General features: G+C 53.0%; 13 protein-coding genes. 7 read left to right on the top strand and 6 right to left on the bottom strand.

Annotated features, from left to right (window positions below; genetic code table 11):
* Positions 1-181 precede the first annotated feature (181 nt).
* A complete protein-coding gene (locus tag B3K78_RS14715) occupies positions 182-2,302 on the top strand; it encodes a TonB-dependent receptor (RefSeq protein ID WP_286696037.1) in 2,121 nt (706 codons plus the stop codon).
* 54 nt (positions 2,303-2,356) lie between these two features.
* Positions 2,357-3,103 carry a helix-turn-helix transcriptional regulator gene (locus B3K78_RS14710; protein ID WP_286696036.1) on the top strand — a complete coding sequence of 249 codons (747 nt, stop codon included), beginning with the start codon at positions 2,357-2,359 and terminating at the stop codon, positions 3,101-3,103.
* An 82-nt stretch (positions 3,104-3,185) separates the two neighbouring features.
* On the opposite strand, the gene B3K78_RS14705 is transcribed toward B3K78_RS14710, so the two are convergent.
* Positions 3,186-4,331 carry a phosphotransferase gene (locus B3K78_RS14705; RefSeq protein ID WP_286696035.1) on the bottom strand — a complete coding sequence of 382 codons (1,146 nt, stop codon included), beginning with the start codon at positions 4,329-4,331 and terminating at the stop codon, positions 3,186-3,188.
* 143 nt (positions 4,332-4,474) lie between these two features.
* On the opposite strand from B3K78_RS14705, the gene B3K78_RS14700 reads away from it, so the two are divergent.
* From B3K78_RS14700 to B3K78_RS14690, 3 genes are read left to right on the top strand one after another with little or no spacing between them, the layout of a single operon-like run.
* Positions 4,475-5,263: an enoyl-CoA hydratase/isomerase family protein gene (locus tag B3K78_RS14700; protein WP_286696034.1), complete on the top strand. Its 789-nt coding sequence runs from the start codon at positions 4,475-4,477 to the stop codon at positions 5,261-5,263.
* 54 nt (positions 5,264-5,317) lie between these two features.
* Positions 5,318-6,688, top strand: coding sequence for an acyclic terpene utilization AtuA family protein (locus tag B3K78_RS14695; RefSeq protein ID WP_286696033.1), 1,371 nt, complete (start codon positions 5,318-5,320; stop codon positions 6,686-6,688).
* A gap of 1 nt (position 6,689) precedes the next feature.
* A complete protein-coding gene (locus B3K78_RS14690; RefSeq protein WP_286696032.1) occupies positions 6,690-7,022 on the top strand; it encodes an AtuA-related protein in 333 nt (110 codons plus the stop codon).
* Between the two features lie 188 nt (positions 7,023-7,210).
* On the opposite strand, the gene B3K78_RS14685 is transcribed toward B3K78_RS14690, so the two are convergent.
* Both B3K78_RS14685 and B3K78_RS14680 read right to left on the bottom strand, forming a co-directional pair.
* Positions 7,211-8,680 (bottom strand): TonB-dependent receptor domain-containing protein, encoded by a 1,470-nt coding sequence (locus tag B3K78_RS14685; protein ID WP_286696031.1) that lies wholly within the window; start codon positions 8,678-8,680, stop codon positions 7,211-7,213.
* 84 nt (positions 8,681-8,764) lie between these two features.
* Positions 8,765-9,481 carry a TonB-dependent receptor plug domain-containing protein gene (locus B3K78_RS14680; RefSeq protein ID WP_286696030.1) on the bottom strand — a complete coding sequence of 239 codons (717 nt, stop codon included), beginning with the start codon at positions 9,479-9,481 and terminating at the stop codon, positions 8,765-8,767.
* Between the two features lie 247 nt (positions 9,482-9,728).
* Between B3K78_RS14680 and B3K78_RS14675 the strand changes: the two genes are divergently transcribed.
* Both B3K78_RS14675 and B3K78_RS14670 read left to right on the top strand, forming a co-directional pair.
* Positions 9,729-10,736 carry an NAD(P)H-dependent glycerol-3-phosphate dehydrogenase gene (locus tag B3K78_RS14675; RefSeq protein ID WP_286696029.1) on the top strand — a complete coding sequence of 336 codons (1,008 nt, stop codon included), beginning with the start codon at positions 9,729-9,731 and terminating at the stop codon, positions 10,734-10,736.
* Positions 10,737-10,855: 119 nt separating this feature from the next.
* Positions 10,856-12,040 (top strand): thiolase family protein, encoded by a 1,185-nt coding sequence (locus B3K78_RS14670; RefSeq protein ID WP_286696028.1) that lies wholly within the window; start codon positions 10,856-10,858, stop codon positions 12,038-12,040.
* 341 nt (positions 12,041-12,381) lie between these two features.
* Here the strand turns inward: B3K78_RS14670 and B3K78_RS14665 are convergent, their stop codons facing one another.
* The 3 genes from B3K78_RS14665 to B3K78_RS14655 all read right to left on the bottom strand — a co-directional run bounded on the left by B3K78_RS14665 (position 12,382) and on the right by B3K78_RS14655 (position 15,916).
* Positions 12,382-13,548 carry an acyl-CoA dehydrogenase family protein gene (locus B3K78_RS14665; RefSeq protein ID WP_286696027.1) on the bottom strand — a complete coding sequence of 389 codons (1,167 nt, stop codon included), beginning with the start codon at positions 13,546-13,548 and terminating at the stop codon, positions 12,382-12,384.
* 6 nt (positions 13,549-13,554) lie between these two features.
* Positions 13,555-14,802, bottom strand: coding sequence for an acetyl-CoA hydrolase/transferase family protein (locus B3K78_RS14660; RefSeq protein ID WP_286696026.1), 1,248 nt, complete (start codon positions 14,800-14,802; stop codon positions 13,555-13,557).
* A gap of 202 nt (positions 14,803-15,004) precedes the next feature.
* Positions 15,005-15,916: an SDR family oxidoreductase gene (locus B3K78_RS14655; RefSeq protein ID WP_286696025.1), complete on the bottom strand. Its 912-nt coding sequence runs from the start codon at positions 15,914-15,916 to the stop codon at positions 15,005-15,007.
* Positions 15,917-15,975: the final 59 nt, after the last annotated feature.

Genomic DNA, 15,975 nt, shown 5'->3' with positions numbered 1-15,975 from the left:
TTTTTTACCAATTAAAAAAATAATGAAGTCATAATTGTGGCGATATAAAGATAGATGCGTTTTTGCCTACTTAGAAACAAAAAGAAAGTAATACAAAAACTGGTTTTCTAATTATAAAAAGTGAACGGATTTCCTTCGTGGATATCCGATTTCAAACGCCAACGAGAAGTAGAGGTGGTTGATGAAGAAGGTCTGTCGTTCCGCATTTCCTATGTGTTTGACTTTATCCTCGTCGTTATTGACAAGTATTTCGTATGCACAAATAGAAGAAGTTATTGTCACAGCCCAGAAGCGAGCGGAGAATGTTCAAGACGTCCCAATAGCGATAACAGCGGCGACAGCGGGGTTGCTTGAGAAGACCGGTATCTCGTCTTCTGACGAGTTAACGCAGGTCGTTCCAAATCTTCAGTTCAGTCGTCAGGTTGGGTCAGCGACCCCATTTATTCGTGGGGTGGGTACCAAAAACTCGTCTGTTGGTGACGAGAGTAGCGTCTCTACTTATGTTGATGGTGTGTATTACTCTTCTATGGCTGGCTCAGTCATGGACTTCAATAATATTGAACGTGTTGAGGTATTACGGGGGCCGCAAGGCACGCTATTTGGTCGCAATGCGACGGGGGGCTTGATACACGTTATCACTAAAGATCCAGACTTCGAGACCGCTGGTATGGTTGGGCTCGGTTATGGCAGTTATGGTGAGGCGAGAGTAGATGGCTATGTGACGACGGGGTTAACGGAGTCTGTCGCGGTTGACCTATCTCTGTTTTATCAGAATCGTGACGAGGGCTATGGCGATAATCGAACCCGAGGCGAGGAGCGTCCGGGGGAGGAATCTACATCCTTGCGAAGCAAGGTGCTCTTTGCTATTGACGATGTGAGCGAACTGGTTCTGAGTGTTTTGCACGCTAATCGGCGCAGTGATGTTGGGGTGGCCAGGCAGGCCGCGAAAGGAACGATTGCCACAGGCGGCGGTGGCTTCACCGGAGACTTTCAGGATATCAATACCAACAAGGAGCCATTGGCAGACTCCGAGACCGACTCTGTGTCAGCGAAATACAGCAGAGAGTTTGATGGCTTTGAGTTGATCTCGACAACGGCATTTACAGATACCGAGTTACAATATCTGTTGGATCAGGATTCTGGCCCTGCCGATGTTACAAACTTTTATATTGCGCAAAGTACTGAGCAGTTCAGTCAAGAGTTACAAATCAATTCAACCAGTTCCGGGCCGCTTAGCTGGACGGCCGGATTGTATTATTTTGATTCAAAGGCGTCATACGACAATACCGAGGTCGAAGTCCCACCGAGCAGCCTTCTGTTTGTGGTTGATTCTGTGCAGGACACGCGTTCTTACGCGGTTTATGCCCAGGGTAGTTACGACCTGAGTGACGCCACAAAACTGACAGTGGGCGCGCGCCATACCAAGGATGAGCGCGATTTGTCTGGCTCAACGACAGTTAATGGTGGGGCGCCTGCGACCTTCGCAACTGATGAAAGCTGGTCGTCACCGAGTTGGCGTTTGGCAATTGATCATCAGCTTAGCGAGAATGTCTTGTTATACGGCAGCTATTCCCGCGGATTCAAAAGTGGTGTCTATAACACCCTCGTGGTGACGGGTACGGCCCCTGACCCAGTCGATCCCGAAGTGCTCGATGCCTACGAGATCGGATATAAGGGTGATCTGTTTGATAAACGTATGCGTTTGAATGTGTCGGCGTTTTACTATGATTTCCAGGATTTGCAGATGCAACAAATTCTTGGAGGGGCGGTATTCCTGTTTAACGTCGGTAACTCCGAGATGTATGGCGCGGAATTTGAGACGAATTACTTCGTTACAGACAATTTCGATATTAATCTTAACCTTGCCGTACTGGATACCGAATACTCGGAATTTGATGACGGCCCGGTTATTTCGCCAGATACCACTGATGTTATGGGCAATGTGCAAACCTTCGCTGATCTGGCGGGTAAAGAAATGACCCGGGCGCCGAAGTTTACCAGTAATTTGAGTGTGAATTACTTGCAGGCATTATCAGGTGGTGAGTTGAACTACAATCTCTCTTACTACTATAACAGCGGGTTTTACTGGGAGCCGGATAATCGCACTGAGCAGGACAGTTATGACGTGCTTAATGCGGAGTTGTCCTATACTACTAACGACGAAGCTTGGAAGTTTCGGGTATATGGCAGGAATATTCTCGATGGCGAATACTCCTATTACTCGCAACAAAGTACATATGGCGATTTTGTCTCTGCGGCGCCGCCAGCGACTTATGGTGTAGCTGTGCAGTATCGGTTCTAGGTGCCTGCCTAAGTGCGAGTGTCGTAGTCTGAAATTTGGGAGTGCCTAATTATTATGACAGTGCATACCAACAACAGTGATTACGAACTGCGCGCTGAGGAAGTAATGAGGAAAAGTGGGGTCGATGCGATCGCATTAATGCTTTTCGACCAGCGCAGCTCAAATCATCCAATACAGATGATTAAGACATGGGGTATCCCTGGCTCGATATCTGCGCGCTATGTTGATGGTATATGCCGCAGCGATCCACTTTTACCTCATGCCAGCTCCTCTGAAAAAGCGATGCTTCTTAGTACCAGGGTGGGGGCGAAGCCAAAGTCCGATTTCTCTCAGCCTGTGCCTGATTTGCATTACCATCGAATGCTCGAAACGGCCGGTTATGTCGAAACGGCAGCGTGCAGTTACCAGGTATCACGGCATATCTATGCCGTTGTTGGCCTATTGCTAAACCGGAGTCAGGGGCGCCGCTCAGGAATTCTTATTGATGTGGCCTTGCCCAGCCTCGAAGATTGGTTGATTCTTGTTACGGGTGATATCAGGGAATCTGCTGTTCGCAATGTTTATTTTCCGAAGGAGGAGAGTGGGCCAGCGAATTGCGATGAAATGCCAGGTTTGACTCGTCGCGAAGAGCAGGTCGTGGCGGAGTTGCAAAAAGGGCTTGGCAATAAGCAGATCGCAGACAGGCTCTCATTGTCACGGTATACGGTTGAGAATCATCTGCGGCGAATATACCAAAAATTTGATGTGCATAATCGCACTGCATTGATGGCGAAGCTGGGAGCTGGGCTGGCAATAAACTGATTTTTGTCCAGGTGGCTTAGGTAGCTTGCGCTGCGACTCTCCCGCAATGGTGTTGCGAGAAAGTGACAGGTAACAGCTTTGCTTAGAGCGCATCAAGCGCATTGGTGTCGTTAATCGCATTGGTAATGCGGCCTATAAACGCCAGGCAGGTTTCTGGCGGTTGCATATCCGGTACATCAGGATTAGGGCACAGTACGGGCGTCCACCAGGCGAGTGCGCCGAACATATTCTGGCGATAGTCATTCCAGGCTTGTTCGAAGGGGATCTCCGGGCCTCCGCGTTGTTTTAATGCCCCAAGGTAGTAATTGATCAGATCTTTCTCCCAGGCGCGCCGGTCGTCAATGCTCAAGCCGGTGCTTATTGCATAGGCAAGGTCTCTACCCCAGGGGCCAATACACATACACTGCCAGTCACACAGTCCCATTTTGCCTTCTGCGGTGGTATACCAGTTTTTCAGGTGAACGTCAGAGTGGATGACGGTGCGTGGTTGGTTTCGGGTTTTGGCGACGCTGGCCAGAGTGGCAGGCCAGATTTGATCGGCTTTGCTGAATAACGTGGCGGGGATAACATCCTTGGCATGTCGAAATCCAACGTCGGCTTGAGGGCCAAAGCCCGCCTCGTTTGTGGTGATGGTGAAGAAGTCGTACCAGCTGTTCAGGTAAGAGAGGGACGTATCCAGCGCGGTGCTTTCGTAATAGCGACTATGTAGCGTTGCCAGAATGTCCAGCTGTTCCTTTGCCATACTTTCTGTCATGACAGTTCGATGGTCGCAAAAGGTCCAGTGGTCGGTTTGGTCTTCGAGGATGATAATTGAATTCAGTGTGTCGGGGTTGAATGTCGAAAAGTAGGCTCTCGGTGCCTCTATATCGAGATCCGGTCGGATTTGATTGAAAAACTTCACTTCCCCCTCGATTGCGCCATTCATACCAAGAAGGCAGCGGCTGGCAAGCGTAAAGGTTGATTTGCAAAACACAGATTTCGGTAGTTCCGGGTGCTCGCGGTTATAGGTCAGGGTGATTCTACGACGACTTGAAGTGCCTTCATCCTCTGCGCCGAGTTTAAAGCCAGTTACACTAGCATCGTCAATGTGTGGGCAGAGCACATCGGTCAACCACGCTTCGGTGATGTATTCAAACGCCATTGGGATTTGATGGCGGTGGGTGACGAGGCCAATGCCGGTATATTCTTTGTCGTATGCAGCTTTTATCTCATCAATACTCAGTTTCATTTTTATCTCCTGATGGCTGTTGTGTTCACTCTAACAAGATGAATACAAAGGCTGGTATGACGGAATTCAGTCAATAATATACGCTAGCGAAATATACGCTAGTGTAGTAGTATTGGGCCGAATTTATGTCAAGGGAGAGCGATATGTCCGACAGGCCAGTTAGTTATGAGGTCGACGGTAGAGGCGTGGCCACGGTGACGCTGGAGCGTCCCGATATTCACAATGCTTTTGATGACAGCGTGGTTGCCGCCCTCAGCGAGACATTTGAGCAAGCCGCAAATGATAGCAGCGTGCGGGCTTTGGTCTTGGCGTCAACCGGCAAGAGCTTCTGCGCCGGCGGTGACCTGAATTGGATGCGGCGGATGGCCAGCTACGGCTATGAAGAGAACCTGCGGGACTCCACCCTGCTGGCCGAGATGCTGCGACGCCTCAACAGCCTGCCCAAGCTGACTATTGCCCGGGTCCAGGGCCCCGCCTTTGGCGGCGGCGTCGGCCTGGTGGCCTGCTGTGATATGGCCATTGCTGCGCCCGAAGCCGCATTTTGCTTGAGCGAAGTTAAAGTCGGCATGATTCCGGCGACTATCAGCCCTTATGTGATCAACGCCCTGGGTGAGCGGGCCTCCCGGCGCTACTTCACCACCGCGGAATTGATCACCGCTGAAAAGGCATACACCCTGGGTCTGGTGTCTGAGGTGGTGGATGCGGAACAACTGGACGACACCATCAACGGCATACTCAAGGGCTTGCTGCGCAACGGCCCCCGTGGCGTGGGTAATGCGAAGCGTCTGGTATTGGATTACGCCAACCAGGCCATCACCCCTGAGTTGATTGCCGACAGCAGTAAGCGCATCGCCGAAATCCGAGGCAGCGACGAAGGGCAGGAAGGACTGACTGCTTTCCTGGAAAAGCGCAAGCCTAACTGGATTCAATAATCCCCTTCGACGGGACTCCATTCACCGATTCACCAAGACGTTTAGGTAACGAATATGAGCGACGACAAAACGGTATTGATTGCCAACGGCCAGGGCTTCTGGGGAGACAGCCTGCTGGGCCCCAAGCGCCTGGTTAGCGAAGGCCCCTTGGACTACCTGACTTTGGACTACCTGGCCGAGGTCACCATGAGCATCATGCAGAAGCAGCGCCTGCGTAACCCCGAAGCGGGCTACGCCACTGACTTTGTAGAAATGCTGCGGGAAATCCTGCCCACCTGTCAGGAAAAAGGTATCAAGGTCATCGCCAATGCGGGCGGCGTCAACCCCAGGGGTTGTCTTAATGCCATCAAGCAAGTGGTCAAGGATCTGGGCATGACCGGCATCAAGATCGGCATTGTTGAGGGTGACGACATCCTCGACCAACTTCCCGAACTGATCAAATCCGGCGAGGAGTTCAAAAACCTAGACAACGGCGCCCCGATTCAGGACGTCCTGGACCGCATCTCCAGCGCCAACGTCTACATCGGCGCCAAGCCCATTGCCGACGCCCTGGATCAGGGCGCGGATATTGTGGTCACCGGTCGCGCCACCGACCCCTCTGTGGTATTGGCGCCCCTGATCCACGAATTCGGCTGGTCGATGGAAGACTACGACAAGCTGGCTGCCGGTACCGTGATGGGCCACATTCTTGAGTGCGGCGCCCAGTGTACCGGCGGTAACTACTGCGGCTGGCGCGACGTGCCCGACTTTGCCCGCATCGGCTACCCCATTGTGGAAGCGAAAGCCGATGGCACTTTCACCGTCACCAAACACGAAGGTACCGGCGGCCTGGTCACTGTGGACACCGTGGTATCCCAAATCATGTACGAACTGGGCGACCCGAAAAACTATCTTGGCCCCGACTGCAAATCTGACTTCACTTCTATCCAGATGGAACAGGACGGCGACAACCGCGTTAAAGTGTGGGGCATCAAGGGCAGCGAGCCCACTCCGACTTACAAGGTGTCGATGGCCTATGAAAACGGCTACAAAATCGTGGGCCAGCTGACCTACACCGCGCCCGACGCGGTAGAGAAAGCCCAACTTGCCGCCGAGATCCTGTTCGAGCGGGTCGGTATGTACGGCAAGGAGATCCCCAAAGAGGATCGCTTTGTTGAACTGTTTGGCACCAATGTCTGCTACAAGGGCATCTACAAGCAGGAGCAGGAGCCCGGCGAAGTCATGCTGCGGGTCGGCGCCAAGAGCAACGACAAGGACCTGCTCAACATCCTCGGACGCGAACTGGCTCCGCTGATTACCAGCGGCCCGGTGGGCGTGACCGGCTTTGCTGCTGGCCGTCCCCGTCCCACCGAGATTGTCGGCTACTGGCCGGCACTGATGGACAAAACCAAAGTACACACCACCGTCACTGTGGAGGAAGTTTAAGATGGCTAAAGTGAAATTGATGGACATCGCCATTGCCCGCAGCGGCGACAAAGGCGACGGCAGTAACGTGGGCGTGAAGGCCAAGACTCCGGCTATCTATGCCTTCCTGAAGGAAAACCTGACCACTGCGGTGGTCAAAGAGCACTTCAAGGAAATCTGCTTTGGCGACGTGACCCGCTATGAGCTGGATAACCTCAACGTGCTGAACTTTATCCTTGAAGATTCCCTGGGCGGTGGCGGCACCGAGACCCTGATCATGGATGCCCAGGGCAAGGTTCACAGCCTGGCTATGCTGTACATGGAAATGGACGTACCCGACGAGCTGTTGGCGTAGTTAATTTCTTGATGGCGGCTTGGGGGAGGTGAAATAGCCTTCCCCTGGCTGGCCTTCGCTTCTCTTCTCTTCATCAGTATTGTGCGGCATCCGGCACTAATTCAAGGTTTGTTCTATCCCCAAAAATAATACCCGGTATGTTGCTAGCATGCTGCTTTCTTACATCACGTCTTATGGCACGTCTCTCGTTATAAGCTGAATTCGATGCCTAGTTTTACTGACCGGGGTGGGTTGTAAATGGTGAGTATGCCACCTGTATTCGGTGTGTCGAATACCACGCCGGGTTTGAATTCATTGGTGAGATTGCTGCCAGTGAGGCTAACAAAGGGCTTGCCGGGAAGGGACAAAAATCGGGCATTCAGGCTGGCGCCGAGCAGAGAAATTGCGGGATGTTCGTAGGTTTGTGGAAGGTTGTTGTAGTTCCGGTTCTGCCAGGTGTATGACAGCGTTGAAGTGAGTTCGGCCGAACTCAGTCTGCCGAGCCAGAGTAAGATGAACGAGCCAGAATAAGGTGGACTACCGGGAAGTTCAGTGCCAGCTGGTGCCGGCCCTTGAAAGTCGTCGAAGAATTCAGTTGTTTTGGCGTCGACATAGGACAGGTTCAGCTTGGTAGAAAATCCCCAGGGGAGTAGCGCATTCATCGAAAATTCGAGCCCCTTGTTTTCTGCGCCGCCAACATTATCCGTATAGGCAAAGGCACCGGTATATTCGCGCTGCTGCACTTGCATATCAGTCCATTCTAGATAAAAAGCCGTAAGGTCGACTTGCAGCGCACCTTCTAGCCAGGTCGTTCGTATTCCCAGTTCATAGTTCCAGATGCTGTCTGAGTCGAAGAAAAGTGGGACGCCGGGATCGAGTGTGGGATTCTGGTTGGCGCCTGCATAGCGAAAGCCCTTCACCGCAGAGGTAAACAAGGAAATACTATCGGAGGCTCGCCACAGCAGGGTCAGCTTGGGATTGAATACCGTTTCCGCAATACGCCCCTTTTCTCTGCCCAGTTGGATAGCGCCTCCCGGAGATATAGGCCCTATATCCACCGGTAAAAGCAATTCCGAAGGCAGCGGGAGAATGCCAAGCAGATTGTCGACTAACACGACATCAGTGCGAATATCTGCGTCGGTACTTTGCCGGAATATCCGAGCGCCAATGCCGAGTTCCCAGTTTTGGCCAAGTGGTTTGTTAAGATCAAAAAAGACGGCGTTTTCCTCGGCATCGACGTCGCCGGTAAGGGTGAGTACGTCACCGGTTGACTCGGTGCCGAGCGAGAGCTGGAGGTATTGATCGCTGTACACATAAAAATATCCTGCTACATAGCTCCATTCATCCAATAGCCACCAAGTGGATTCTGTGGGCTGTGTCGACACCAGACGCACTTCGGCGGTGGGCTGAGAGCTTTCTATTACCGTATCCCCGTAAAGGCCAACGCCGACAGTCGATGTGCCGATAAATTGCGAGTAGTCCAAGCGTTGCGGGTAGTCCTTTTCCATATTGCTGAGAATCAATTTGAGTTCGGCTGCCTCGAAGCTCCAGTCGGCGCTGAATACCAGAATGTCAGTGCGGGAATCCAGTACGTCGGGGAAGTAGCGCTCTGAATGTTCCGCTCTGCTATCGGAATTGGCGAAGGCGCCATCGTCCTGGTGGGTTTCCCTGCGAATCATATTGAGTTCGAGAGAGAGTTTGTCCGAGGGCTGCCAGGCAAGTATCGCCCGGTACTGCTGGGCATCAGACGAGTTGATGTCGTCCTAGCCGCTGCGGACATCTTTGATATACCCGGGCCGGTCGCTGTGGCTGGCAGCGACACGCAATGCCAATTCATCGTTAAGGGGTTGGTTCCACATCAGCTCATAACGGTGAGAGTAGTTACTGCTCATGGCGTGCTGCCCAATCGCGGCCGAGACACGGCCGTAGGCTTCTTCAAAGTCCGGCTTATTGAGTACATAGCGAACGGCACCGGAAAGGGCTGACCCGCCAAATAGGGTTCCCTGGGGGCCCTTAAGAATTTCAACGGTCTTTAAATCAAACGGGTCAATATTGGGCTGCGGGCCGAGTATGGAGGGGTTCACCATCGAGACATCTTCGTAAAACATACCGAAGGTACGGGTGAAAAACGTAAAAAATGTGTCGGTGGAAACGCCTCGAATAATAATTTGTGCGGCTTCTGGATCCAGTCCGGGGCTAACGGACACCCCCGAGGAAAAGCGGGAGATTGATTCGACGTCTAAGGCGCCAATTTCCTTCAGGTTATTGCCGCTGAATGCTTCAATGCTCAGCGGAATATCGCGAAGATCAGCCTCCCGCTTGGTGGCCGTAACGAGGACTTCCTCGAGTAAATGGGATCTGGGTTTTCCTAGGTTGCTGCGAGGGTCGCTGCTGGCTTCGTCGCCTCTAGCGATGTCGCTTGCATGCGCTGGTAGATAATGTATTGCACATACCAAGGCTAAAGCCCTGCGGACATTCATGCCAATCCCTCGTTAGTCTGATTATGGAGAAGCAGCAATGGCGGTGGTCACGCCATTAATTTCAATGTAGTCCCTCGAAAATTAATGTGCAAGCAATTGATTAGGTGCAGTAATATATTTCGATAGTTAAATTAAAAATAAGCGAAAAATACAGTTTTTAATAAAGTATGCATGCGAACAACTGTCCCCAGAAGGGCGTTGGCAAATTTGCTGATAGTGAACTATCTGAGATGAGGAGAATTGCTGTATGAATGACGCTCTTAATGTCGCCGTATTAGGTGCAGGTAGCTGGGGCACCACCGTGGCATCCCTGGTGTCCGCCAATGCCAATACCACGCTATGGGCGAGGAGTGCCGAAGTTGTTGCAGAAATCAACAGCCAAGGCCAGAACAGCAAGTATCTTCCCAATGCCCGTCTCCATAGACGTCTGCGGGCGTCGGATGATCTGGAATATGTGGTGCGAGCATGCGATGTTCTAGTGATGGCGATACCTGCCCAGTCCTTTCGCCGCATGCTCGTTGAAGTTAGGAGCTTTCTCCGGCCTTGGGTTCCAGTAATCAGTCTCAGTAAAGGTCTTGAGCAAGATACTCAGCTGAGAATGACTGAAATTATTCAGCAGGAATTACCCGGACATCCGGTGGGCGTGCTGAGTGGTCCTAATCTCGCTACAGAGATCATGCAAGGTTTTGCTGCTGCCAGCGTGATTGCCATGGATGACCCACGCATTGTCGGGCGCGTGCAGAAACTTTTTCATAGCGGTTTGTTTCGGGTTTATACCAATAACGATGTGGTTGGATGTGAACTCGGAGGCGTACTAAAAAACATCATTGCGATTGCGGCGGGGATGGGCGATGGGCAGGGGGCGGGTGAAAATACCCGCTCCGCTCTAATAACCCGGGGTCTTGCTGAAGTTTCCCGTCTTGGTGTGGCACTCGGTGGGCAGGCCGAAACCTTTTATGGGCTAGCCGGTATGGGTGATTTGATTGCCACGTGCACCAGCGTTAAGAGCCGCAATCGAACGGTGGGCTTCGAACTTGGTAAAGGCCGATCTATAGACGAGATTATTGCTGAAATGTTTATGGTCGCTGAGGGCGTAAAAAGTGCTCCAAGCGTGATTGGCCTAGCCCGGGACAACGGTGTGCCTATGCCGATTTCCGAGGAAGTGTATAAAGTTGTGACAGGAAAAGCTACGGCTAAAGATGCATTTCGGGGATTGCTTCGAGCAAATGTTGGTCAAGAGTGTCAGCCTGGATGATGAGCATACTTGGATGGCAGCCTTAACCAGGGCAACCTAAGGTATCTTGGTTTGCCTTATTATGTTAGTAAGCGTACCATTAGCATGGTAATAAACATTCCAGGCCGGAGAGCGCTTTCATGAACCGTGTGGTTATTGTCGACAATATTAGAACAGGACTGGCCAAGTCCTTCCGTGGCACCTTTAACCTGACCCGTGCCGACGACTTGGTCGCCCACTGTATTGATGCCTTGTTGGCAAGAAACCCCACTTTGGACCCCGCTCTGGTTGACGACGTCGTTGTCGGTTCTGCCCGCCAAACCGGTGAACAGTCTGCCAATATCGCCCGCTACGCGGTGGCCCTGTCCAAGCTGCCGGTTACCACTTCTGGCCTGACCATCAGCCGCGCCTGTTCTTCTGGGCTGAACGCCATCGCTATCGCCGCTCAGCACATTGCCAGCGGCGCCGGCGATGTGTGCATCGCCGGTGGCGTGGAATCCATCACTGGCCTAGAGCGTGGCAAGTCTGAGTTCGAGGAAAACCCTCGTCTGGTTAAAGATCTGCCCCAATACCTGATGCCAATGGGGCTAACTGCTGAAATCGTGGCCGAGCGCTACAACGTGACCCGCGAGCAGCAGGATGAATACGCCCTGCAAAGCCAGCAGCGCTACGCCGTTGCTGCGGAAGCCGGCCTTGTGGCAGACGAAATTGCCCCCATGACCGTCAAGTGGCTCAAAGAGGATCGTAAGGCAGGCACCAGCGAAGTGCTGGAAGGCATCGTGAGCAAAGACGAATGCAATCGCCCCACAACCACTCTGGAAGGTCTGGCGGGCCTGAAACCGGTATTCAATGAGGAAACCGGCACCGTGACCGCGGGTAACGCCTCTCAGTTGTCTGACGGCGCCTCCATGACCCTGCTGATGTCTGAAGCCAAAGCAATTAAGTTGGGTCTGACCCCCATCGCCTACTTCCGCGGCTTTGCCGTGGCGGGCTGCGAGCCTGATGAAATGGGTATCGGCCCGGTATTTGCCATTCCCAAGCTGCTCAAGTTCAACGGCCTAAGCATGAACGATATCGACCTGGTTGAGTTGAACGAAGCCTTTGCTTCCCAAGTGCTGTATTGCCGCGACGCCCTGGAAATCGACAACGACATTTACAACGTCAACGGTGGCGCCATTGCTATCGGTCATCCTTACGGCATGACCGGCTCACGGATGACTGGCGTGCTGCTGCGTGAACTCAAGCGCCGCAACAAAAAGTACGGCATTGTGTCCATGTGTGTTGGTAAAGGCATGGGCGCAGCCGGTTTGTTTGAGGCTATCTAGTCGCCATACTCTGCGCTATTTACCGCTCGGAAACCCGGCCATCGCGCCGGTTTTTATTTCCTGGCAGGAGTAAAACCCGCCTCACGGAAGCGCAGAGCCTCTCGTCCTGTTTGAGATTTCAGTAAGCAAGGTATAGATACAACGGCGTAGCCGGCGGTGATGTTGAGGCCCCGTACGCGGGGCACAAAATCGTGGACTTGTGGTGATTCTACCGCGACTGCCAAGACCGAATGGTCATTCTTCTCCGGTGCACCGGCATTTTTTGGTGCCCAGACCTGTGCCGCCAGTCTTGTTCAGTCGCGTGGGTGCTTATTACTAACGCGTTAATTCGTTAGCACGCCCTAGTAGGATTTGGGCATTCCCAATACTTTCTCGCCAATAAACGACAGAATCATTTGCTCAGTCACGGGAGCAATGCGAGGCAGAATGGACTCGCGGAACAAACGTTCAACGTGATATTCCTGCGCATAGCCCATTCCGCCGTGAGTCAGTACCGCTTTGGTACAGGCGTCAAAGGCTGCGCGGGCGCTGAGAAACTTCGCCGCGTTGGCCTCGGCACCGCAGTTTAGGCCCTGGTCATACATAGACCCGGCACGCAAACACATCCAGTAAGCCGATTCCAGATAGGTCCAGGCTTCAGCCAGTGGGTGCTGAATGCCCTGATTCTGTCCAATTGGGCGGCCAAATACCACGCGCTCGTTGGCGTATTGAGCCGCTTTATCCAGAGCGGCCCTACCGATGCCAATGGCTTCTATGCCGACCAGTACGCGTTCGGGATTCAGGCTGTCTAGCAGATAGTAAAAGCCCTTGCCGACCTCGCCAATCACATCGCAGTCGGGGATAAAGTAATCGTCGATATAGGTGGCGTTGGAATCCACGGCGTTGCGGCCCAGCTTCTTGATACGGCGGACTTCAATCTTTGTGCGATCCAGATCGGCGTAAAACAGGGTCATGCCGTCGGTGGGGCGCTTGCACTCTTCCTTGGGGGTAGTGCGGGTCAGCAACACAATTTTGTGTGCTTCCTGCCCGGTCGAGGTCCACATTTTGCGGCCATTGACGATATATCCGCCATCGACTTTTTTGGCGAAGGTCTTGATGCTGGTGGTATCCAGCCCGGCATCGGGTTCGGTTACGCCGAAGCAGGTTTTCTGTTCACCCTTGATCAGTGGCTCCAACCAGCGTTTTTTCTGTTCGTCACTGCCGTGTACCACGACAGCGTGGGGGCCAAACAGGTTGATGTGAATCGACGAAGCGGCAGATTGGCCGCCACCGCTGGCCGCAACCGCGTGCATCATAATTGCCGCTTCGGTCACGCCGAGGCCAGCACCGCCGAGCTCTTCAGGCATGGTAATGCCAAGCCATCCAGAGTTGGCCATAGCCTGGTAAAACTCTTCGGGAAAACGTGCGGCTTCGTCGCATTCCATCCAGTAGTCATCGGTGAATTCAGAGCAGACTTTGCGTACGCTTTCGTCGATTTCTCTTTGCAGGTCGGTCAGGTTGAAATCCACGGTTTGTTACCTCTTTAGGTGGTGTTCGAACTGTTGTTGTAATTGCTCGCGGTGTTCCGGGGCGGCGATATCAATAAGTCGTTTTGCACGGGTTTTCAGGTCTGCTTCCCTCAGCAGAGCGCTGCCATATTCAGTAACAACGACATCGACATGGTATTGGGGAACGGTGACCCGGCTGCCTTGTGGTAATTGCGCTACGATTCTGGAAATTTCACCGCTGGGGTCAGTGGCTGGCAGAGCAATAATGGACAGGCCTTCGGGGTCCCGGCTGGCTGCAGCGGCAAAGTCAGGCAATCCGCCTGGGCCACTGACAGGCTTGCCGTTGATGGTTTCGGCATTGACCTGTCCACTCAGATCCACTTCCAATGCGGAGTTCACCGCAAATAATTTCGGTATGCTCGCGAGGATGTTTGGCGAGTGGCAATGCTCCACGCCGACGATCTCCAGCCGGGGGATATCGGGCAGCAAGCGATAAAACTCCCGACTGCCCAGTGCGGCGATGGTGGTAATTGGAGCATCTTCTGCCAGCGCCTGATTTTCCAGCAAAACGGCGATACTGTCGCTGATCATACCGCTGTGAATTCTCAGTCCTTTATGGGAGGAAAGCGCAAGCATGAGTTGGTTGGGTATTTTGCCCAGACCGCATTGCAGGGCGGCGCCATCGGGAATCAGGCCGGCGATATTGTTGGCGATTTTTTCCGATACGGTGTTGAGCTTGCCCGCATCGTAGGTGGGCAGTTCGCTATCGTCTTCGAAGTAGGCGGATATCGCCGCGAAAGGGATAGACGACGCACCGGGCAGAGCCGGTGTGTTGGAGTTGATCACGGCAAGGATTTTGGGCTTGTTACCGAGAATGCCCGGAATAAATTCACTGTGAGGTCCAAGGCTGCATTGACCGTTTTCATCCGGTGGTGAGACCTGCAGCAGCAGGGTGTCTATCTGGCCGGGTCGGGCGAGACGCAGCTGGGTGGTGGAATAAGCGCCGGGGTGGAAACGCACATCGCCATTGATATAGTCTTTGTAATAGCCGCCTTGCATGAAGCTCACCGCCATTGTCCGGTGTCCCGGCACGGCAAGATTGTGGCTGTTTACGCCGGGAATAAAGCTGCAGTGGAAGTTTACTCCCGGTGCTGCCTCAGGGTGTGTTGCCAGGTATTCAGACAACGTTGAAGGTTCGCCAGCGCTGCCGGAAAGGAACACGTTTTCTCCGGGTGGTAGACTGGCGATCAGCGTGTCGATATTCAGATGGGTCATAGTAATCGCTTACGCTCCGTCCAGTCCCACAATGCTGATTGAACATACGCGATAGTAGGGCACACTGCCGAGATTATGGCTGAGTCCCAGGCTGCGTAGAGAAGCGTAGGCGCCAAAAGATCGTGTGCCTATCGCGCTGTTCTTTCTTTTCGCGCTGCCTTTAGTCATTGCCGATACTCTCAGTGTTTTCAATAAACAGACCTTAAACCGGATCCCAAGTGAACACGTCCATCGAGCGATCGAGTGGATAAAAATCATCCTTAAACATTGGGAAAACACGATCAATTATCGCTTCTGCGGTGATTCCCTCTTCATCGCCAATGTGGGCCGTACGAATGGGCCTGGGTTGACTAAAGAAATAGACCTCATTGGCGCGGGCACCGAATATTTGACCGGTGATATGGCTGGCATCATCGGAGAGTAGGGCGCAAACCATAGGCGCTACTTTTTCCGGCTCCATTCGCTCAATGATTTTCCAGCGCGCTTCGTCCTCTTCCGACTCCCGCGGAATGCCGGCCATCACCATGGGCGTCATGGCGAAGGGGGCGATGCAGTTGGAGCGCACATTAAACCGTTGCATATCCAGGGCGATAGACTTGGACAGTCCAACCAGCCCCATTTTGCTGGCGGCATAGTTGGCTTGACCAAAATTGCCTACCAGTCCAGAGGTGGAGGTCATGTGAACCATAGAGCCAGATGCTTGCTCTTTCATAAACGGAGCGGCTGCTCTTGCAGTGTTAAAGCAGCCACTCAGGTTCACTTGAATCGATTGCTCCCACTCTTCGGACGACATCTTGTGAAAGATTTTGTCCCGCAGGATACCTGCGTTATTAACCAGCCCGTCGATCCGGCCCCAGTTGTCTATCGCGATGTTGATCAGGTGCTCGGCTTCAGCGGGGATTGCGATATTGTCAGTGGAGGGGAGTGCGGTGCCCCCGGCAGCTTCGATACTCTGAACAACGTATTCGGCTGTTGGCTTGCCTGATTCGTCTCGAGCTAGGTCGTTGACCACGACCTTGGCACCCTGTTGAGCGCAGTATTCAGCAATACAAAGGCCTACGCCCCGGCCCGCGCCGGTAACAATAATGACTTTGTCCTTTAGGAGATTGGGCATCGCTGGCTTCTCTTGGGAAAATGGTTATAAATAATCGTTAACATGCGAACTATAATGGT

The sequence above is a fragment of the Spongiibacter sp. UBA1325 genome, from assembly GCF_002306875.1.
GTDB lineage: Bacteria > Pseudomonadota > Gammaproteobacteria > Pseudomonadales > Spongiibacteraceae > Spongiibacter > Spongiibacter marinus.
Note: the sequence above shows the minus strand (reverse complement) of the source record. Positions and strands in the feature narration are given on the sequence as shown.